The sequence below is a fragment of the Streptomyces luteosporeus genome, assembly GCF_039532865.1.
Classification (GTDB): Bacteria; Actinomycetota; Actinomycetes; order Streptomycetales; family Streptomycetaceae; genus Streptomyces; species Streptomyces luteosporeus.
Genome location: NZ_BAAASL010000003.1, coordinates 1 through 19,341, shown reverse-complemented (window position 1 = coordinate 19,341; position 19,341 = coordinate 1). Strand labels below are relative to the sequence as shown.

The following is a 19,341-nucleotide window of genomic DNA, read 5'->3' as shown; positions in this document are numbered from 1 at the left end:
ATGGCCGGCGCCCGCGGTTCTCCGTACGGTCCGGGCATGCGGATTCGTATCGTCGACGCCTTCACCGACCGTCCCTTCACCGGCAATCCGGCCGGCGTCCTGCTGCTGGACTCCGGCTCCTTCCCCGACGCCGCGTGGATGCAGCGCGTGGCGGCCGAGGTCAACCACGCGGAGACGGCCTTCGCCCACCGCCTGCCGGACGGGGGGCCGGCCGACTGGGCGCTGCGCTGGTTCACCCCGGTCACCGAGGTCGACATGTGCGGCCACGCCACGCTGGCCACCGCGCACGTCCTGCGCACCACGGGCGCGGCCACCGGCACCGTGCGCTTCGCCGCCCGCTGCGGGGTGCTCACCGCGACGGCGCACGCGGACGGCACGATCACCCTGGACTTCCCGACCGCGCCCCTGACCCCCGTCGAGGTGCCCGAGGACATCGCCGAGGCGCTGGGCACGGTGCCGCTCGGCGCCCACGACACCGGCCCGCAGGTGGGCGACCTGCTGGTCGAACTGCCCGACGAGCACAGCGTGCTGTCCCTGGCCCCCGATCTGCGCGCGCTCGGCCACCACGCGCGCCGGGGCGTGATCGCCACGGCGCCGGCCGAGGACCCCTCGCGCGGCTACGACTACGTCTCGCGCTGCTTCTTCCCCAACGTGGGCATCGACGAGGACCCGGTCACCGGCAGCGCGCACACGGCCCTGGCGCCGCTGTGGTCCGGCCGGCTGGGGGTCGCCGACCTGACGGGGCGCCAGGCCTCCGCCCGCGGCGGCCTGGTCCGCACGGCGCTGCGCGGCGAGCGGACGCTGCTGACCGGATCGGCGGTGACCGTCGTCGACGGCGAGCTGCTGGCCTGAGCGGGCGGCGTCAGGCGGTGGGCAGCCAGCCGACCTTGCCGGCCAGGAGGGCGTACCCGACGAAGGCCACGACGTCGATGAGCGCGTGCGCGGCCACCAGCGGCCCCACGCGCCGCCAGCGCCGGTACAGAAAGACGAAGACGACGCCCATCACCATGTTGCCGACGAGGCCGCCGATGCCCTGGTAGAGGTGGTACGAGCCGCGCAGGACGGCGCTGGTGGCCAGCGCGGCCGCCGGTGACCAGCCCAGCTGCCCGAGCCGGCGCAGCAGGTAGCCGACGACCACGACCTCTTCGAGCACCGCGTTCTGCACGGCGGACAGGATCAGTACGGGGATCCGCCACCACACGTGGGGCAGGTGCTCGGGCACCACGGTCAGGTTCAGGCCGGCCGCCCGGACGGCGAGGTAGAACAGCAGCCCGGTGCCGCCGATCGCCGCCGCGAGGCCGGCGCCGCGGGTCAGGTCGAAGGCCGGGCGGGTGCGGTCGAGGCCGATGGCGCGCGGCCCGGCGCCCTCGCGCAGCAGCAGGTGGGCGACGAGGAGGACGGGCACGAGCGCGGTGGCGATGCCGAACAGCTGCCAGGCCAGGTCGAGCCACGGACGGCCGGGGGCGTGCGAGGCGTTGAGGGTGGCGGCCTGGTCCTTCAGGCCGCCGGGCCGGGTCGCCGCCCCGATGAAGCTGATCAGCGCCGCGACGGCGCTGGCCCCGAGCGAGAGGGCCAGCACGATCAGCAGCTCGGACCGCAGGACGGGCCGGGGCAGCGCCTCGCCGGGCCACCGCCCGCCGGCGCCGCCCGGCGCGGTGCCGGGCGCGGTGCCCGCGCCGCCGTCGGGAGCGTTGTGCCGCACTGCCGCCTCCGTCTGCCCATGTCGTGCCCGTCAGGTCGTCACAGCTTGCCCGACCGCGGGCACCGGGGACGAACCGGGGCGGGCGCGGGTCAGCCGCCGGCGCCGTCCGGCCAGGTGTGCACGGGGTCACCGGTGCGCATCAGCTCGCAGTACTCCCGGGTGGTGGCCGCCAGTGCCTGCTCGCGGTCCAGGCCCCGCTCCCGGGCGCGGTGGTAGGCGGCGGCCTGCCAGGAGGCGCCGTTGACCCGGCGCCGGCAGCGGCCTTCGATGATGCCGAGGTAGTGGTCGCGGTCGGCGGGCTCGACGCCCCAGGCGTCCAGGCCGGCCGCGGCGAGCGGCAGCAGCTCGTCCAGGACGAGCCGGACGGCCTCGACGCGCGCCGGGGCGCCGCCGCGGCCCGCGCGGGGCCAGCGCAGGTGGGCCTCGATGCCGTGCCGGCAGGCGAGGTCGAAGTTGTCGGCGGCCACCGCGAACGGCATGCGCGTCCACACCGGCCGGGGCTCCTCGGCCAGCGCCCTGATCAGCCCGTAGTAGAAGGCGGTGTTGGCGATCACGTCGGGGACGGTGGGCCCGGCGGGCAGGACGCGGTTCTCCACGCGCAGGTGGGGCACACCGTCGGCGATGCCGTAGACGGGCCGGTTCCAGCGGTAGACGGTGCCGTTGTGCAGGGTGAGCTCCTGCAGGGCCGGTATGCCGCCCTCGTCGAGTACGCGCAGCGGGTCCTCGTCGCCGCTGATGGGCAGCAGCGGCGGGAAGAAGCGGACGTTCTCCTCGAACAGCTCGTAGGCCGAGGAGATCCAGCGCTCGCCGAACCAGGTGCGCGGGCGCACGCCCTGGGCCTGCAGCTCGGGCGGGCGGGTGTCGGTGGACTGCACGAACAGCGGCGGCCGCGACTCGCGCCACAGCTCCCGGCCGAAGAGGAAGGGGGAGTTGGCGCCGACGGCTATCTGCGCGGCCGCGACCGCCTGGGCGGCGTTCCACACCGCCGCGAAGCGGCCGGGGGTGACCTGCAGGTGGAGCTGGACCGACGTGCAGGCGGCCTCGGGGGCGATGGACCGCGCGGTGCAGGTCAGCCGCTCCACGCCGGCGATGTCGATGGTGAACTCCTCGCCGCGGGCGGCGACGACCTGGTCGTTGAGCAGGACGTAGCGGTCGCCGGCGGAGAGGTTGCCGTGCACGAGGTGCTCGTCGGTGAGCGTGGGCAGAATCCCGATCATCACAATTCCGGAATCGACTTCCCGGGCCCGGCGGTCGGCGTACGACAAGCCGGTGCGCAGCTCCTCGGCGAGCTGGTCGAGAACGCGCCCGGAGAGGCGGTGCGGGACGATGTTGACTTCCAGGTTGAACTGCCCGAGTTCCGTTTGGAAATCCCCGCTTGCGATGCGCTCCAGCACCTCGGCATTCACCATGCTCGGCATGCCGTCGGAGCCCGCGAGATTCAGCTCGATCTCAAGCCCCATGAGATTGCGCGGGCGGTCGAACCGCTTCTCCTCCAGCAGTCTCGCCAGCGCTTCGAGGCACCGCCTGAGCTTGTCCCGGTGGCGTCGCCGGTCGGCGAGGTCGAACCCCACGGCGACGACCTTCTCACCCATTGAAGCGTCCTTCCTCAGGCAGGGCCGTCCGCGGCACCGGTCGCCTTGTCACGGTCGATGATGCCCAGGCGAGGCGATCCATAACGCCCCGCGGCGGCCGCGGAACCGGTAGGCTCCGACCGAGCGCACTCCGGCACATTCCGTCGGCATGGCGGCTGCGTCCGGCCGCTGCGGCGGGCGCTGGTGATAAAGACCGACGGGTTCCGGCCTACCGCGCGGGGCGCCGAGGCCGAGGTCAGCCGCTGGGCGCGGGCGACAAATTCACCGAAATCGCCCCGTGAATGGGACCTGAATTCCCCTTGCCGGAAATGCGCGCGACAGCTAGCCGAAACACTGCGTGAACATGTGTCGTATAAACTCCGCTCAGAGGCGGAGAGCACGCGCCCTGGAGTCGGTCCGGCCCCCTCCGACCCGCAACGCCGACGGCGTCGTTCGCACCTGCCGCAGCTTCACCGTTGTCTCCTTGAGCGAGAGGCGACCCACCATGCCGCTGCACGTTCCCCCTGCCCCCGCGCCTGCCCTGCACAGCGTCAGCACGGCCCTCGCGTCCCCCGCCGCCGTCCGTGAGGCCCGCACCCCTTCGCTGCGGTCCGCCCGTGCCCCGATCCCGGCCGAACCCGCCCTGCCCGTCCACGTCCTGGTGCGGGCGGCGGCCCGCGGCGGGGCGCCGCGCACCCGGTTGACCGGCTGGCGGTTCCCGATCACCGACGGCGAACGGACGGTGGCGGCCGGCGAGGCCGTCGTCACCGCCGACGGCTGGTCGTTCTCCCACTTCTTCGAAGGGCCGTACCTGGCGGCCACGGAAGTGGCACTGCGCCAGGCCGGCCAGCTGACCGCGCCGTACCAGCCGCGGCTGCTGTCCGTACCGGAGCTGTACATGCTCACGCTGTGGCTGCACGCGGACGCGGCGGCCGACGCCGCGACCGAGCTGTTCGCCCCGGGCGACCTGCTGGTGCCGCTCGCCCCGGCGCCGCCGGGCTTCGCCCCGCACCGGCCGTACCGGGCCGCCGATCTGCTGCCCGTGCTCGCCCTGCGGCTGGCCCCCGCCGCGTCCCTGAAGGCGACCGCCTGACGCACGCCGCGGACCGCCACGGCGCCCCGTACCCCGGCGAGCCGGGGAGACGGGGCGCCGTGGCACGCCCGGCCGCCCTCACCCTCACGGACTAGCCCCCGATGACCATGCCCGAACCACCCGATGGGGCAGTCCTGTTGGGAGCAACCGCCCGCTCGGGTGATGCGTCATCATCCTGAGAGGAGCGTCATCCGGAAATCCCTGCGGAATCCGGCCCGTGGGGGAACACTGGAACCGACCGATCGATGTAAACGGGGGGCGGCATGACAACCGCATCGAGCCGCAGCACAGCCACCTCAGAGCGAAAGATCACTCCCATGTGCCCGCATCAGCCCACGTGCCCGTCAGCCGACTCCGCCGACCGGGAGGCCGCCCACCTGGTGGCCGCCTACCCGGAACAGGGGTGGAGCCTCCTGTGCAACGGCGTCCTCTGCTTCGAGGACACCGGTGAGCTGCTGCCGGACGGGCAGATCATCGCCCCGCACCGGGCCCTGGACGTGGTGACCGCCGCCTGAGGCCGGCGGCAGGGGGAAAGGGACCGGGGCCGGCCCGGCGCACACGCGCCGGACCGGCCCCGAGGCGTACGGGGGCGGGGCCCCGTCAGCCGTCGTACTCCTCAAGCGGCGGGCAGGAGCACACCAGGTTGCGGTCGCCGTAGGCACCGTCGATGCGGCGCACCGGCGGCCAGTACTTGTCGGCGGCGACGACACCGGCCGGGAAGACGGCCTCCTCGCGGCTGTACGGGTGCTCCCACGCACCGGCGACGCAGGCCGCGGTGTGGGGGGCGTTGCGCAGCGGGTTGTCGTCCTTGTCCCACTCCCCCGAGCCGACCTTCTCGATCTCGGCGCGGATGGCGATCATCGCCTCGCAGAACCGGTCGAGTTCGGCCAGGTCCTCGCTCTCGGTCGGCTCGATCATCAGCGTGCCGGCCACCGGGAACGACATGGTCGGCGCGTGGAAGCCGTAGTCGATCAGGCGCTTGGCGACGTCGTCGACGCTCACGCCCGTCGCCTTGGTCAGCGGCCGCAGGTCGATGATGCACTCGTGGGCGACCAGACCGCCCGGGCCGGTGTAGAGCACCGGGAAGTGCGGCTCCAGGCGCTTGGCGATGTAGTTGGCGCCCAGCACCGCGACCTGGGTGGCGCGCTTGAGGCCCTCGCCGCCCATCAGGCGCACGTACGACCAGGAGATCGGCAGGATGCCCGCGGAGCCCCAGGGCGCCGCCGAGATCGGGCCGACACCGGTCTCGGGCCCGGCGGTGGGCTGCAGCGGGTGGTTGGGCAGGTACGGGGCGAGGTGGGCGCGCACCGCCACCGGGCCGACGCCGGGGCCGCCGCCGCCGTGCGGGATGCAGAAGGTCTTGTGCAGGTTCAGGTGCGAGACGTCGCCGCCGAAGCGGCCCGGCTTGGCCAGGCCCACCAGGGCGTTGAGGTTGGCTCCGTCGACGTAGACCTGGCCGCCGGCGTCGTGGACGGCGGCGCAGATGTCGGCGACGTGCTCCTCGAAGACGCCGTGCGTGGACGGGTAGGTGATCATCAGCACGGCGAGCTCGTCGCGGTACTGCTCGATCTTGGCGCGCAGGTCCTCGACGTCGATCTCGCCGTCGTCGGCGGTCCTGACGACCACGACCTTCATGCCGGCCATCACGGCGCTGGCGGCGTTGGTGCCGTGCGCGGAGGACGGGATGAGGCAGACGGTGCGCTGCGTGTCGCCGTTGGCGCGGTGGTAGGCGCGCACGGCCAGCAGGCCCGCGAGCTCGCCCTGGGAGCCGGCGTTGGGCTGGAGGGAGACCTTGTCGTAGCCGGTGACCTCGGCCAGGCGCTCCTCGAGCTCGGTGATCAGGGTGCGGTAGCCCGCGGCCTGCTCGACGGGCGCGAAGGGGTGCAGCGCGCCGAACTCCGGCCAGGTGACCGGCTCCATCTCGGTGGTCGCGTTGAGCTTCATGGTGCACGAGCCCAGCGGGATCATGCCGCGGTCCAGCGCGTAGTCCCGGTCGGCGAGGCGGCGCAGGTAGCGCAGCATCGCGGTCTCGGAGCGGTGCTGGTGGAAGACGGGGTGCGCGAGGTACTCGTCGGTGCGCAGCAGGCCCTCGGGCAGGGCGTCCGCCACGACCGCGTCCAGCTGCTCGACGTCGGCGTCGACGCCGAACGCGGCCCACACGGCGGCGAGCTGCTCGCGGGTGGTGGTCTCGTCGCAGGCGATGCCGACCCGGTCGGCGTCCGTCAGGCGCAGGTTGACGCCGCGCTCGCGGGCGGCTTCGACGACGGCCGCGGCCCGGCCGGGCACCTTCGCGGTGAGCGTGTCGAAGTACGCGCCGTGCTCCAGCTCGACGCCGCCGGCCCGCAGGCCCTCGGCGAGGATCGCGGCGTAGCGGTGGGTGCGGCGGGCGATCGCGGCCAGGCCCTCGGGGCCGTGGTAGACCGCGTACATGCCGGCCATCACGGCGAGCAGCACCTGGGCGGTGCAGATGTTGCTGGTGGCCTTCTCGCGCCGGATGTGCTGCTCGCGGGTCTGCAGGGCCAGGCGGTAGGCCTTGGCGCCGTCGGCGTCGACGGAGACGCCGACCAGGCGGCCGGGCAGGCTGCGGGCGTAGGCGTCGCGCACCGCCATGAAGCCGGCGTGCGGGCCGCCGAAGCCCATCGGCACGCCGAAGCGCTGGGTGGTGCCGACGGCGATGTCGGCGCCGAGCTCACCGGGCGGGGTGAGCAGGGTCAGGGCGAGCAGGTCGGCGGCGACGGTGACGATCGCGCCGAGCTCGTGGGCCCGCTCGATGACGGGGCGCAGGTCGCGCACGGCACCGGAGGCGCCGGGGTACTGCAGCAGCACGCCGAAGACGCCGCGCTCGGCGATCTCCTCGGGGATGCCGGCCGACAGGTCGGCGACCACGACCTCCACGCCGGTGGGCTCGGCGCGGGTCTCGATGACGGCGATCGTCTGCGGGAGGGTGTCGGCGTCGACCAGGTAGACGCCGTTCTTCACCTTGCCCACGCGCCGGGACAGCGACATGGCCTCGGCGGCGGCCGTGCCCTCGTCCAGGAGCGAGGCGCCGGAGGTCGGCAGCCCCGTCAGATCGGCGACGACGGTCTGGAAGTTGAGCAGCGCCTCCAGGCGGCCCTGCGAGATCTCCGGCTGGTACGGCGTGTACGCCGTGTACCAGGCGGGGTTCTCCATGACGTTGCGAAGGATCACCGGCGGGGTGAACGTGCCGTAGTAGCCCAGGCCGATCATCGGCGCCAGGACCTGGTTGCGCCCGGCGAGCTCGCGCAGCTCGGCGAGCACCTCCGCCTCGCTGCGGGCGGCGGGCAGCGCGAGCGCCCCGGCGCTCTTGATCACTTCCGGTACGGCGGCGGCGGTCAGCTCGTCGAGGGAGCCGTAGCCGACCTGGGCGAGCATCTTGGCCTGGGCCTCGGCGTCCGGCCCTATGTGCCGGCGCTCGAAGGGGGTGCTCCGCTCCAGGTCGGAAAGGGAGCTGCGGTGGGCTGTCATCTGCGGAGGCCTCCTGGTCACTGCGACCTGCGAGGGGTACCACGGCGCGGGTACCCGGACGGCCTCCCCCTCTGTCATCTCAACCTGAGAGCTTCACCGGGCCGCGGACACGGACCGGCTTTCACCGTCGGTGAGGAGGGGCTTCGGCGTGGTGCCTGACCTGGGCCCGCCCTGCTTTCCAGAGTGACCTCTTCCGTGCGGTACCGGGTGCCTGAGAGATTCCGGGGAGGAGTTGCTCCTTCGGCGCCCCCGCCGGCTCGCGACGGAGGACTCTCCCGCACGGGTTCTGCGGCCAATCGTCAGCCTACCAGCGCGCCTTTCCGGGCGGATCTCCCGAGTGGCCCGTTCCTGCTTTGTGGCTTTTCGTGGGTCTGGGGGCCGTGGAACGCCAGGGAGGAACCGTGCAGACCGACATCGACCCCAGGAGCCTGATCGGCCGCAAGGCCTTCGACCGGGCCGGCACGCGCATCGGGACCGTCGACGAGGTGTACCTCGACGACGTGACCGGCGCACCGGAGTGGGCGGCGGTGCGCACGGGCTTCTTCGGCCGCGACGCGTTCGTCCCCCTGGAAGTCAGCTCGGTCGAGGAGGAAGGCCTGCGCGTCCCCTTCGACCGCGCCCTGATCCGCCAGTCGCCGGGCTTCGGCGTGGGCCGCCACCTGTCGCCCCAACAGGAGCTCCAGCTCTACCGCCACTACGGCCTGCCCCTACCTCAGCCGGGGCCGGAGCCCGGACGGGGGCCGGGCCCCGCCGACACCGGCCCCCCGGCCAACGGCTCGCCCACGGCCCCGTAGACCTGGGCGCCGGCTTCCTCGCCGCACCACGGCGCCCCGTAGGGGCGCGGGGAACTGCGCGATCGGCCACCGACGGCCCGCAGCCAACGCGCCACCCCGGGGGGCCGGGCGCAGCACGGCAACTCCGTCTGCGGGCACGTCGTGGCTGGTCGCGCAGTTCCCCGCGCCCCTACGGGGCGCTAGGCCGCCGCCGGCCCCCCGGCCTCGGGCGCGTCCGGCGCGGGCGGGATCAGCGGAAGCGGTTCGGCCGGTTCCAGCGCGGGGTCGTCCACACTGAGCGTGCGGACCCGGCCGGGGGCGGACCAGGGGGTCTCGAAGCGGACCGTGACGCGGCCCAGGCCGCTTCCCTGGACCCAGCCGGGGCCGTACTCGGCGTGGTGCACGTCCACGCCGGGCGACCAGCGCCTCGGAGCCGGCGGCGCCTCCGCCGGTGGGGGCGGCGCGGCCTCCGCGGGGGTCTCCGGCGCCGTCCGCGCGGCGCTCGCGGCCTGGGCGAAGAGGTCCTCCTGCGTGTAGTCGGCGAGCCCGGAGACGCCGACGCCGAGCAGGCGCACGCCGGCCGTGGTGTCGACCCCGTCGAGCAGCCGGGCCGCCGCCTCGCGCACGACGGCCACGTCGTCCGTCGGGCCGCGCAGGGTCTCGGAGCGGGTCAGCGTGGAGAAGTCGTAGCTGCGGACCTTGATGACGACCGTGCGCCCGGAGCGCCCGGCAGCGCGCAGCCGCTGCACGCACCGCTCGGCGAGGCGGGCGAGCTCGTACTGGACGCGGGTGCGGTCGGTGAGGTCCTCGGCGAAGGTGTCCTCCACGGAGACCGATTTCGCGTCGCGCTCGGCGACGACGGGCCGGTCGTCGTGGCCGGTGGCCAGGGCGTACAGGCCGGCGCCGTGGGCCTTGCCCAGGAGGCGGACGAGCTCGGCCTCGCCCGCTTCGGCGGTCTCCGCGACAGTGGTGATCCCGGCGCGCCGCAACGTTTCGGCAGTGGCGGGCCCGACGCCGGGAATGGCTCGCACCGACATGGGCCCGAGGACCTCCAGCTCGGTGCCGGGTGCGATGAGCACGAGCCCGTCCGGCTTGGCCTCCTCCGAGGCGATCTTGGCGAGCATCTTGGAGCCGGCGAGCCCGACGGAGCCGGTCAGGCCGGTGGCGGCCCGGATGTCGCGCCGCAGCCGCTCGCCCACGCGGCGTGCTGCGTCCGCCGTCGGCTCGGTGCCGCCGGCCTCCAGGTCGACGAACGCCTCGTCCAGGCTGAGCGGCTCGACCAGCGGCGACAGCTCGCCCAGCAGCCGCATGACCGTGCGGCTGACCTCCTGGTAGAGGCCGAAGCGCGGGGTGAGGTAGGCGGCGTTGGGACAGAGCCGGCGTGCCTGGGCGGTGGCCATGGCGGAGCGGACGCCGAAGACCCGCGCCTCGTAGGAGGCGGTGGCCACGACGCCGCGCGGCCCGATGCCGCCCACGACCACCGGCTTTCCGCGCAGGCTGGGTTTGGATGCCTGCTCCACCGAGGCGTAGAAGGCATCCATGTCCAGATGCAGGATCGTCGGCGCACCCCTCACAGGAGTAGATGCTGCCGCATGCCACTGACAATGGTGATCCGCGCACGCCGCGGCCCCCGGCGGAGGGTCCTCCTCCGCCGGGGGCCGGTGCGCGGGGCCTGCCTGCCTGCTCAGCCCGCCCGGTTGCTGCGGCGCCGGGCCAGCTCGTCGCCGGGGTGGTGGCCGACGAGGGTCTCGCCGGTGTCCACGCGCTCCCCGTGCAGCTGGGCCAGCGCGTTCTCCACGTCGCGCCAGACGACGCCGACGGCGATGCCGAAGACGCCCTGACCGCCCTGGAGGAGGTCGACGACCTCGTCGGGCGAGGTGCACTCGTAGACCGTGGCGCCGTCGCTCATGAGCGTCACCTGCGCCAGGTCGGCCACGCCGCGCTCGCGCAGGTGCTGCACCGCGGTGCGGATGTTCTGCAGCGAGACCCCGGTGTCCAGGAGCCGTTTGACGATCTTCAGGACGACGACGTCCCGGAAGCTGTAGAGCCGCTGGCTGCCCGAGCCGTACGCGGGCCGCACGCTGGGCTCGACGAGCCCGGTGCGCGCCCAGTAGTCCAGCTGGCGATAAGTGATGCCCGCGGCGGCGCACGCCGTGGGCCCGCGGTATCCGATGTCGTCGGTGCCGCGGGAGGTACTGGAGCCGGTGTCGCTCCCCCGCGGGGTGGTGACCGCTGTCGTGGCTGAATAGCGGGGCACTGGTTCGACCGTTCCCCCATGCAGCGGATACGGACCGCCGACCGCCGTACCGTCGCCCGTGCTTCTCACGCCGACCTCCGTCCTTGACCTGCCTTCTCGACGGTAGGCAGTCGCCCGGGGTGCGTCAACGATCGCCACACTCGGCACGCCGAGTGATAATCACCTTGAGAGTGGTTTCACGTGTCCGGGCAGCGGGAAAACTGCTCGAATGCGGCAATCCGCCCAGGTGCTGCGCCCCGGCGACGCCTACTGGTTGCTGCTGCCGAAGTCCTCGGGCGAGATCTGGTCGAGGAACTCGCGGAACTTCTCCACCTCGTCCTCCTGCTCGTCCGGGATGGCGATTCCCGCGTCGTCCAGCACCCCGTCGCTGCCGTAGATCGGCGTTCCGGTGCGCAGGGCCAGCGCTATGGCGTCGGACGGCCGGGCGCTGACCTCCACCCCGCTGGCGAAGACCAGCTCCGCGTAGAACACGCCTTCGCGCAGGTCGGTGATGCGGACCTCGGCGAGCTGCTGCCCCACCGCGTCCAGGACGTCCTTGAAGAGGTCATGGGTCAGCGGCCGGGCCGGCGTCATGCCCTGCTGGGCGAAGGCGATGGCGGTCGCCTCGCCGGGGCCGATCCAGATCGGCAGGTACCGGTCGCCGCCCACTTCCCGCAGGAGCACGATCGGCTGGTTTGAGGGCATTTCCACCCGGACACCCACGACATCGAGCTCGTTCACACAGCAACCCTAGGCCGTGGTCGGCAGGTTTGGGTAGTCGGGCACCCGCCGTCACCGGCTCCTGGGCTGCAGTGCGGCCCGTACGAGGGCGGCGTGCAGCCGTACGGACAGGGCGGCCAGCTCCCGGGCCGTGGCCTCGGCGTGCGCCCTGGTCTGGGGATTGCGGTGCCTGCGCAGGGGTGCGACCACCTGTTCGACCAGGCCCGCCTCGCGGTCGGCGGCGGCCTTCACCGACCGCAGGTGCCTCGGCTCCAGTCCGTAGCGGCCCAGGTCGGCGACGAGCTTGGCGATGGTGACGGCGTCGGCGTCGAATCCGCCGTCCGGGTGGGGCACCAGCAGCCCGTAGGACTCCCACTCGACGAGCTCGGCCTCGGTGACCCCGGCGCCCGCCAGCAGCTCCCCACGGCCGATCCTGGCGGCGGGAGCGCCCTGTGGGCCCCCCGGGCCCGCCGCACCGGCGACGGCGGCCTCACCGGGCTCCGGGTCGCCGGCGAGGTCCAGCGCGTCGCGCGGCTGGGCGGGGGCGGGCAGCTGGACCCGCTCGCCGCGGGCCAGGGCCTCCAGGTGCTCCCGGATGACCTTCAGGGGCAGGTAGTGATCACGCTGCATGCGCAGCACGAGGGCGAGGCGCTCCACGTCCTGCGTGCTGAACTTGCGATAGCCCGAGGGGGTGCGCTGCGGCTCCACCAGGCCCTCCGCCTCCAGGAAACGGATCTTGGAGATGGTGACCTCGGGGAACTCCTCGCGCAGCAGGTTGAGCACCGTGCCGATGCTCACCAGCCGGCCCTCCGCACCGGTGGCACCGGCCGAACCGGTGCCACCCGACGGTGTTCGCAGCATGGCCCTTCCCCTCGCGGGTCGTCCGCTGCCCGCTGTCAGTAGCCCCGCTGGCTGCCGAAGAAGACCAGCCGGTACTTGCCGATCTGCACCTCGTCGCCGTTCGACAGCTGAACGGACTCGATCTGCTCACGGTTGACGTACGTGCCGTTGAGGCTGCCGACGTCGGTGACGGTGAAGCCGCCGTCCGGCTGCCGGCGGAACTCCACGTGCCGGCGGGAGACGGTGACGTCGTCGAGGAAGATGTCGCTCTGCGGGTGCCGGCCGGCGGTGGTGACGTCGGCGTCCAGCAGGAAGCGGCTGCCCGAGTTCGGCCCGCGGCGCACCACCAGCAGCGCCGAGCCCATCGGCAGCGCCTCGACCGCGGCCTGGGCCTCGGGCGAGAGGGCCGGGATCGGCGTCTGGCCGGTGGTCTCCGAGTCGTACGCCTCCAGACCGGAGATGGAGATGGTCGAGGTCGTCTCCGAGGCCCGCTCGGCCACGGCACCGGGCCGCAGCGGCGCACCGCAGTTGGAGCAGAACCGACTGGCCTCGGCGTTCCGGTGGCCACACCTCGTACATACCGGCAAGGCAAACCCTCCACCCGCACTTGAGGTCGCTGGTGCCCCGAAACCTATGCGCCCCGCCTGGGCAGGGTCAACAGAGGACGCGCCCGGACCGCCCGGAATGTCACTTCCGTGCGCCCCCGGGACGTCCTGGTCCCGGAACAGCGGGCGACCCTCCTGGGCCCCCTCACCGGCGTCCGCGGGACGCCCCGCGCGATGCCGGGCGGTGCCGCCCTCCTGGCGTGCGCTCTTGCCGAACAACTTCGCAAACAACTTCACGGGCGATTCCCCTTGACCGAAACAGACCCGCCCGTGGGGCAGGACGAACCCTTGCTGCACACACCGTCCGACCTGGACATCCGAACAACGTCCGCGGTCACCAGACAGTTTCCACCACGCGCACCGAGCCCGGTGCGCCGACCCCCCGCAACCTTCCGCCCCTCCCACGGGCCCCGTCGAAACGCCCGCCTCACTGCGATGACGACCGAGCGTAGTCAGGCCGCTTCGCCGGGCGCAAGGCGTCCACAACGATCTTCTCAGACCGGGAGACGGTCACGACGGCCTGCTCCTTCTCCAGAGTCTGCACCACCCCACCAGGGATGTTCAGCGCCGGCTCGAGGTCCTGGGGCTTGCCGATGACCTTGAACTTATAGGGCTGCGAGACCTTCTTGCCATCGATCTCCACCTTCCCCGCGGAACCGGAGAAGTACGTGTCCGCCACGATGCGCACGTCGTTGATCTGGATCGCCTCGGCGCCGGCCGCCCTCAACTCCTGGATGGCGTCCAGCAGCTTGTCGGCCTCCACGGCGCCCTTGGGGTCGCTCACCGTGAGTTCGATGCCCGGCCCCTCGGCCGGCACCGTGCCCGCCAGCACCCCGAGCTGCTCCTCCTTCTGCTCGGTCTGCTTGCGCGCCTCGGCCGCCTGGTTCGAGCTGCTCTCCAGCTGCGCCTTCTGGTTCTCCAGCCGCCGCTTCTCGTCGTCCAGCCGCTTGGTGCGGTTGTCCAGCTCGTCCAGGATGCGTACGAGGTCCTCCTGCCGGGCCCCGCGCAGGGCGCTGGTGTCGCTGGTGGTGCGCACCTGGATGGCCAGGCCGAGCCCGAGCACGCACAGCAGCAGTGCCACGGTCAGCTGGGCCCGCGTCAACCGCGGCGGCCACAGTCCGTTCAGCAACCGTTGACGCCCCGTCAACGGCGCGGGCCGTCCGGTCTCTTCCGCGGGCGGTACGGACTCCGGCTCCGGCTCCGCGTCCGCCCCCGCCTCGGGCTCCGGTCCGGGCTCCGCCTTCGGCGCGGCCGGCTCCTGCGGCCTTTCGGGCCCCTCCGGCATTTCCGGCTTGCCGGGCTTTTCTTCCTTCTCCGGCTTGTCCGGCGTGTCCTCAGTGCTCATGGGTGTGCCTCACGCCCGGAAGATGTGCCGCCGGATGGCGGCGGCGTTGGAGAAGATGCGAATGCCGAGGACGACCACGACGCCGGTGGACAACTGCGCGCCCACGCCGAGCTTGTCGCCCAGGAACACGATCAGCGCCGCCACCACGACGTTGGACAGGAACGACACCACGAAGACCTTGTCGTCGAAGATCCCGTCGAGCATCGCCCGCAGGCCGCCGAACACCGCGTCCAGCGCCGCCACCACGGCGATGGGCAGGTAGGGCTCGACCGCCGTCGGCACCACGGGACGGACGACGAGCCCGACCACGACTCCCACGATGAGGCCCAATACGGCGATCACGATGTGCCCTTCCCTGGCTTTGCGGTTCGTACGATCAGACTCGGGGCGGCCGGCAGCCGGACCTCGTCCTGGGCGGAAATGCTCGCGCGGACCCCGTAGTTCTGCTGCAGCACGTGCAGGTACTGTCCGTCGGCACTGTCCTGGAAAGCGGTGCTCAGCCGCTGACCGTCCCCGACCGCCAGCACCGTGTACGGCGGCGCCAGCGGTTTGTTGTCGACCAGTATGGCGTCACCCGCCGCCCTGATCGCCGACAACGAGGTCAGCCGCTGGCCGTTGACGGCGATGGCCTCCGCCCCCGACTGCCACAGCCCGTTGACGACCCGCTGCATGTCACGGTCGCGCACCCGGCCCGTGTCGGAGAACCCGCTGCTCTCCCGCGGCCCGCCCCCACTGGTGCGGGCCTGCTTGGCGTCGTCGACCACGATCTTGACCCCGGGACCCTGCACGGGCGTGGCACCGGCCAGCAGCGAGACCAACTCGGCCCGGTCCCCGCCCTGTTTCCGCAGCGCCTCGCGCTGCGTGCTGCCCACCGAGTCGCGCAGCGCGTCCACGCTCTCCTGGAGCTTGTCGGCGGCCGCCGTCTCGCTCTGGATGCGGTTGATGAGCTGCTCGCGTTCCTTGGCGAGCGTCGGTGCCGATATCTGCGCCTGCACCGCCCCCAGGGTGACCACGGCGGCGGACAGCAGCAGGGCCGCAGCCAGCCCCAGCCTGGCGCGCAGCCGGCCCGGCAGGCCCGTGCCGCCCGCCGACCGGCGGGCCGCCGCCTCGGCGTAGCCGTCGTCCAGCGCGTGGTCCGTCACATTGGTCAGCAGCGACATGGAAGCGTCGGGACGCGGAGGCGGCGACGAGGTGCTCCGAACGGGGGGCTGCTGCGACATGCCGCACATCGTCGCACGTCGGGGGCGCCGTCTCCCAATGGCCCCACCGGCGTGCCGGACAGGAACCCGGGAGACGGCGCCCGGAAGGTCGCCGTGGCGTCAGCGCCCGGCGCTCTCCACCACCGCCGACCACTCGTCGAGCAGGGCCTGCGCGGAGGCGTCGTCGGGGCCCTCCGCCCACAGGTGGGTCACGGCCTCGGCCGGATCGGGCAGCACCATGATCCAGCGCCCGTCCGCCTCCACCACCCGCACGCCGTCCGTGGTGTCCACCGAGCGGTCCCCGGCGGCCTCCACCACGCGCCGCATCACCAGGCCCTTGACGGCCCACGGCGTGGCCAGGTCACGCCGCAGGACGTGCGCCCGCGGGATGCGCGCGTCTATCTGGCTGAGCGTGAGCTGCGTACGGGCCACCAGGCCGATCAGGCGGACGAAGGCGGCAGTACCGTCGAAGACACTGCTGAACTCCGGCACGATGAAGCCGCCGCGCCCGTCACCGCCGAAGATCGTCGACTCCTGCCGGCCGACCCTCGTCAGGTCGTCCGGCGACGTCGTCGTCCACGCCACCTGCGTGCCGTGGTACGCCGCCACCTGCTCGGCGATACGGGTCGTGGTCACCGGCAGCGCGACCCGGCCGCTGCGCCGCTCGGCGGCGACCAGGTCCAGCAGCACCAGCAGCGCTCGGTCGTCCTCCACGATGCGCCCGCGCTCGTCCACCAGCGAGATCCGCTCGCCCACCGGGTCGAAGCGCACGCCGAACGCCGCCCGCGCCGAGGCCACCATCTCCCCCAGCCGCACCAGCCCGGACCGCCGGGCGTCCGCGGTCTCCGTCGGACGTGCCTCGTCCAGACCCGGATTGATGGTCAGCGCGTCCACGCCGAGCCGGCCCAGCAGGCTCGGCAGAACGAGACCGGCGCTGCCGTTGGAGGCGTCCACGACCACCTTCAGGCCCGCCTCGGCGACCCCGGTGGTGTCGACCGACCGCAGCAGCGAACCGGTGTAGGAGTCGTAGACGCTGGAGGGGAAGGACAGGTCGCCGATCTCCCCGGGGAAGGCCCTGCGGTACTCCTGGCGCGCGTAGACCCGGTCCAGCTTGCGCTGGCCGGCCTGCGACAGGTCCGCCCCCCGCTCGTCGAGGAACATGATGTCCACCGAGTCCGGCACGCCCGGCGACGTACGGATCATGATGCCGCCCGCGCTGCCCCGCGCCGTCTGCTGCCGGGCCACCGGCAACGGCACGTTCTCCAGGTCCCGTACGTCGATGGCGCTGGCCTGCAGGGCGGAGATCACCGCGCGCTTCAGCGCCCGCGCGCCCCGGGAGTGGTCACGGGCCGTGGTGACGGTCGCGCCCTTCTTCAGCGTCGTGGCGTACGCACCCGCCAGCCGCACCGCGACCTCCGGGGTGATCTCCACGTTCAGGATGCCGGAGACGCCCCGGGCGCCGAAGAGATGGGCCTGCCCGCGCGACTCCCAGATCACCGAGGTGTTGACGAAGGCGCCCGCCTCGATGGTCTTGAAGGGATAGACGCGGACGTTGCCCTGGATAATCGATTCCTCACCGATGAGGCACTCGTCGCCGATGACGGCGCCGTCCTCGATCCGGGCCGCGCGCATGATGTCGGTGTTCTTTCCGACGACACAGCCGCGCAGATTGCTCTGCTGCCCGACGTACACGTTGTCGTGCACCACGGCCCTGTGCAGGAATGCCCCGGACTTCACCACGACGTTCGAGCCGACCACCGTGTGCTCGCGAATTTCGGCGCCGGCTTCCACCTTCGCGTAGTCACCGATGTACAGCGGCCCGCGCAGCACGGCGTCCGGATGCACGTCGGCGCCTTCCGCCACCCACACGCCCGGCGAGATCTCGAAGCCGTCGAGGTCGACGTCGACCTTCCCTTCGAGCACATCGGCCTGCGCCTTGACATAGCTCTCGTGCGTGCCGACGTCCTCCCAGTAGCCCTCGGCGACATAGCCGTAGATGGGCTTGCCTTCCTTCATGAGCTTCGGAAAGACGTCGCCCGACCAGTCCACCGGGACATCGGGCTGGACGTAGTCGAAGACCTCCGGCTCCATGACATAGATGCCGGTGTTGACGGTGTCGGAGAAGACCTGGCCCCAGGTCGGCTTCTCCAGGAAGCGCTCGACCCGGCCCGCCTCGTCGACGATGGTGATGCCGAACTCCAGCGGATTGGGCACCCGCGTCAGGCACACCGTCACCAGCGCGCCCTTTTCCTTGTGGAACCGGATCAGGTCCGTCAGGTCGAAATCGGTGAGGGCGTCACCGGAGATGACGAGGAAGGCGTCGTCCTTGAGCGCCTCCTCCGCGTTCTTGACGCTGCCCGCCGTGCCGAGGGGCTTCTCCTCGTTGGCATAGGTGAGCTCCATGCCCAGCTCTTCGCCGTCACCGAAGTAATTGCGCACCAGTGAGGCGAGGAACTGCACGGTCACCACGGTCTCGGTCAGCCCGTGCCGTTTGAGCAGACGGAGCACGTGCTCCATGATCGGCCGGTTGGCCACCGGCAGGAGCGGCTTGGGCATGCTCGAGGTCATCGGGCGAAGGCGGGTGCCTTCACCGCCGGCCATCACGACGGCCTTCATGTCGGAAGCGTCCTCCTTGCGAGACGACGGTCATGCCGACTTCACGCCCGGTAAGGCTCGGGGCGGGGGCCGCCTGGGGGCGGCGCAATCAGTCGGCCGTGGCGTCCGCCCTGACCAGTCGGCGGACCTGCACCACGTAGAGGATCCCTGCCCACCAATAGAGGGTTGTACCCCATCCGGCGAACGCCCATCCGAAAATCGCGGCGAGCGACGCCACCCAGCCCGAACCGTCACTGAGAAGCAGCAACGGGAAGGCATACATCAGGTTGAAGGTCGCTGCCTTGCCCAGGAAGTTCACCTGCGGCGGCGGATAGCCGTGGCGCCGGAGGATCCCCACCATGACCAGCAGCATCGCTTCCCGCGCCAGCAGCGCCACGGTCAGCCAGAGCGGAAGGATCTCACGCCACGTCAGACCGAAGAGGGTGGAGAGCACGTAGAGCCGGTCGGCGGCCGGGTCGAGCAGCCGGCCGAGGCTGCTGATCTGGTTCCAGCGCCGGGCGAGCTTTCCGTCCAGGTAGTCACTGACGCCGCTGAGCGCCAGCACGAGCAGCGCCCAGCCGTCGTGCTTCGTGAGAATCAGCCACAGGAAGAGCGGAACGCCGACCAGACGCGCCATGCTGAGGATGTTCGGGATGGTGAGGACGCGGTCGGTCTGCACGCGCGTCTCCTGTACCTCCACCCGGGGGCCTCCTGTGGGGATATGTACCAACGATGTGATGTCCCACGACTTTACCCCCAGACGTCCGGCCTCCGGACGGAGGGGTGGAAGGGCAGGCGATAAACGCAGAGAAGCCCCGTTGGGAACCATGTTCCCAACGGGGCTTCTCACAAAAGGAGTTCGGCGGCGTCCTACTCTCCCACAGGGTCCCCCCTGCAGTACCATCGGCGCTGAAAGGCTTAGCTTCCGGGTTCGGAATGTAACCGGGCGTTTCCCTAACGCTATGACCACCGAAACACTATGAAACTATCAACCGAAACACACCCCACACCGGGTGGGTGTGTGTTGGTTGTTCGTGGTTTCAGAACCAACACAGTGGACGCGAGCAACTATGGACAAGCCCTCGGCCTATTAGTACCAGTCAACTCCACCGGTTACCCGGCTTCCATATCTGGCCTATCAACCCAGTCGTCTACTGGGAGCCTTACCCCATCAAG

General features: G+C 72.0%; 17 protein-coding genes, 2 rRNA genes and 1 riboswitch. Of the genes, 4 read left to right on the top strand and 15 right to left on the bottom strand.

The genetic code is table 11. The annotated features are described in order from the left end of the window. Window positions 1–36: 36 nt before the first annotated feature. Window positions 37–852, top strand: a complete 816-nt coding sequence (locus tag ABD361_RS04210) for a PhzF family phenazine biosynthesis protein (protein ID WP_344433303.1) — start codon at window positions 37–39, stop codon at window positions 850–852. A gap of 10 nt (window positions 853–862) precedes the next feature. Here ABD361_RS04210 and ABD361_RS04205 read toward each other — a convergent pair whose 3' ends face one another. Together ABD361_RS04205 and ABD361_RS04200 are read right to left on the bottom strand one after the other, a co-directional pair. Continuing rightward, window positions 863–1,615 carry a CPBP family intramembrane glutamic endopeptidase gene (locus ABD361_RS04205; RefSeq protein WP_344433662.1) on the bottom strand — a complete coding sequence of 251 codons (753 nt, stop codon included), beginning with the start codon at window positions 1,613–1,615 and terminating at the stop codon, window positions 863–865. A gap of 176 nt (window positions 1,616–1,791) precedes the next feature. After that, window positions 1,792–3,294, bottom strand: coding sequence for a glutamate-cysteine ligase family protein (locus tag ABD361_RS04200; RefSeq protein WP_344433302.1), 1,503 nt, complete (start codon window positions 3,292–3,294; stop codon window positions 1,792–1,794). A gap of 484 nt (window positions 3,295–3,778) precedes the next feature. On the opposite strand from ABD361_RS04200, the gene ABD361_RS04195 reads away from it, so the two are divergent. Both ABD361_RS04195 and ABD361_RS04190 read left to right on the top strand, forming a co-directional pair. Then, entirely contained in the window at window positions 3,779–4,366 is a 588-nt protein-coding gene (locus ABD361_RS04195; RefSeq protein WP_344433661.1) for a hypothetical protein, read from the top strand. 317 nt (window positions 4,367–4,683) lie between these two features. Then, window positions 4,684–4,881: a DUF5999 family protein gene (locus ABD361_RS04190; RefSeq protein ID WP_344433301.1), complete on the top strand. Its 198-nt coding sequence runs from the start codon at window positions 4,684–4,686 to the stop codon at window positions 4,879–4,881. Window positions 4,882–4,966: 85 nt separating this feature from the next. On the opposite strand, the gene gcvP is transcribed toward ABD361_RS04190, so the two are convergent. Next, window positions 4,967–7,852, bottom strand: a complete 2,886-nt coding sequence (gcvP, locus tag ABD361_RS04185; RefSeq protein ID WP_344433300.1) for an aminomethyl-transferring glycine dehydrogenase — start codon at window positions 7,850–7,852, stop codon at window positions 4,967–4,969. Window positions 7,853–8,040: 188 nt separating this feature from the next. Further along, window positions 8,041–8,140: riboswitch (glycine riboswitch) on the bottom strand. Between the two features lie 113 nt (window positions 8,141–8,253). On the opposite strand from gcvP, the gene ABD361_RS04180 reads away from it, so the two are divergent. Continuing rightward, the gene (locus ABD361_RS04180; protein ID WP_344433299.1) at window positions 8,254–8,646 is read left to right on the top strand and encodes a PRC-barrel domain-containing protein; all 393 of its coding nucleotides are present in this window, start codon (window positions 8,254–8,256) and stop codon (window positions 8,644–8,646) included. 179 nt (window positions 8,647–8,825) lie between these two features. On the opposite strand, the gene ABD361_RS04175 is transcribed toward ABD361_RS04180, so the two are convergent. The 12 genes from ABD361_RS04175 to ABD361_RS04120 form a co-directional block, all read right to left on the bottom strand. Beyond that, window positions 8,826–10,199, bottom strand: coding sequence for a DNA polymerase IV (locus tag ABD361_RS04175; protein WP_344433298.1), 1,374 nt, complete (start codon window positions 10,197–10,199; stop codon window positions 8,826–8,828). A 110-nt stretch (window positions 10,200–10,309) separates the two neighbouring features. After that, complete coding sequence (locus tag ABD361_RS04170; RefSeq protein ID WP_344433297.1) at window positions 10,310–10,951, bottom strand: MerR family transcriptional regulator; 642 nt, start codon at window positions 10,949–10,951, stop codon at window positions 10,310–10,312. 177 nt (window positions 10,952–11,128) lie between these two features. Continuing rightward, entirely contained in the window at window positions 11,129–11,602 is a 474-nt protein-coding gene (locus ABD361_RS04165; protein ID WP_344433296.1) for a bifunctional nuclease family protein, read from the bottom strand. Window positions 11,603–11,653: 51 nt separating this feature from the next. Continuing rightward, window positions 11,654–12,442 (bottom strand): transcriptional regulator FtsR, encoded by a 789-nt coding sequence (gene ftsR, locus ABD361_RS04160; protein WP_344433295.1) that lies wholly within the window; start codon window positions 12,440–12,442, stop codon window positions 11,654–11,656. Between the two features lie 35 nt (window positions 12,443–12,477). After that, window positions 12,478–13,323, bottom strand: coding sequence for an FHA domain-containing protein (locus ABD361_RS04155; protein WP_344433294.1), 846 nt, complete (start codon window positions 13,321–13,323; stop codon window positions 12,478–12,480). A 130-nt stretch (window positions 13,324–13,453) separates the two neighbouring features. Beyond that, window positions 13,454–14,371, bottom strand: coding sequence for a DUF881 domain-containing protein (locus ABD361_RS04150; RefSeq protein ID WP_344433293.1), 918 nt, complete (start codon window positions 14,369–14,371; stop codon window positions 13,454–13,456). 9 nt (window positions 14,372–14,380) lie between these two features. Continuing rightward, window positions 14,381–14,713, bottom strand: a complete 333-nt coding sequence (locus ABD361_RS04145) for a small basic family protein (protein WP_071964751.1) — start codon at window positions 14,711–14,713, stop codon at window positions 14,381–14,383. After that, window positions 14,710–15,600, bottom strand: coding sequence for a DUF881 domain-containing protein (locus ABD361_RS04140; RefSeq protein WP_344433291.1), 891 nt, complete (start codon window positions 15,598–15,600; stop codon window positions 14,710–14,712). Before ABD361_RS04140 ends, ABD361_RS04145 begins: the two co-directional genes overlap by 4 nt. Before the next feature lie 90 nt (window positions 15,601–15,690). Continuing rightward, the gene (locus ABD361_RS04135; RefSeq protein ID WP_344433290.1) at window positions 15,691–18,186 is read right to left on the bottom strand and encodes a sugar phosphate nucleotidyltransferase; all 2,496 of its coding nucleotides are present in this window, start codon (window positions 18,184–18,186) and stop codon (window positions 15,691–15,693) included. Between the two features lie 88 nt (window positions 18,187–18,274). Continuing rightward, window positions 18,275–18,865 carry a cardiolipin synthase ClsA gene (clsA, locus tag ABD361_RS04130; protein ID WP_344433289.1) on the bottom strand — a complete coding sequence of 197 codons (591 nt, stop codon included), beginning with the start codon at window positions 18,863–18,865 and terminating at the stop codon, window positions 18,275–18,277. A 157-nt stretch (window positions 18,866–19,022) separates the two neighbouring features. Continuing rightward, window positions 19,023–19,139: ribosomal RNA gene (rrf, locus tag ABD361_RS04125) — 5S ribosomal RNA — on the bottom strand. A gap of 96 nt (window positions 19,140–19,235) precedes the next feature. After that, window positions 19,236–19,341 (bottom strand): 23S ribosomal RNA (locus tag ABD361_RS04120); the annotation flags it as partial.

Coding starts and splice junctions, on each gene's coding strand:
- ABD361_RS04210 (WP_344433303.1), top strand. CDS start 37: ATGCGGATTCGTATCGTCGACGCCTTCACCGACCGTCCCTTCACCGGC.
- ABD361_RS04200 (WP_344433302.1), bottom strand. CDS start 3,294: ATGGGTGAGAAGGTCGTCGCCGTGGGGTTCGACCTCGCCGACCGGCGA.
- ABD361_RS04195 (WP_344433661.1), top strand. CDS start 3,779: ATGCCGCTGCACGTTCCCCCTGCCCCCGCGCCTGCCCTGCACAGCGTC.
- ABD361_RS04190 (WP_344433301.1), top strand. CDS start 4,684: ATGTGCCCGCATCAGCCCACGTGCCCGTCAGCCGACTCCGCCGACCGG.
- gcvP (WP_344433300.1), bottom strand. CDS start 7,852: ATGACAGCCCACCGCAGCTCCCTTTCCGACCTGGAGCGGAGCACCCCC.
- ftsR (WP_344433295.1), bottom strand. CDS start 12,442: ATGCTGCGAACACCGTCGGGTGGCACCGGTTCGGCCGGTGCCACCGGT.
- ABD361_RS04150 (WP_344433293.1), bottom strand. CDS start 14,371: ATGAGCACTGAGGACACGCCGGACAAGCCGGAGAAGGAAGAAAAGCCC.
- ABD361_RS04140 (WP_344433291.1), bottom strand. CDS start 15,600: ATGTGCGGCATGTCGCAGCAGCCCCCCGTTCGGAGCACCTCGTCGCCG.
- ABD361_RS04135 (WP_344433290.1), bottom strand. CDS start 18,186: ATGAAGGCCGTCGTGATGGCCGGCGGTGAAGGCACCCGCCTTCGCCCG.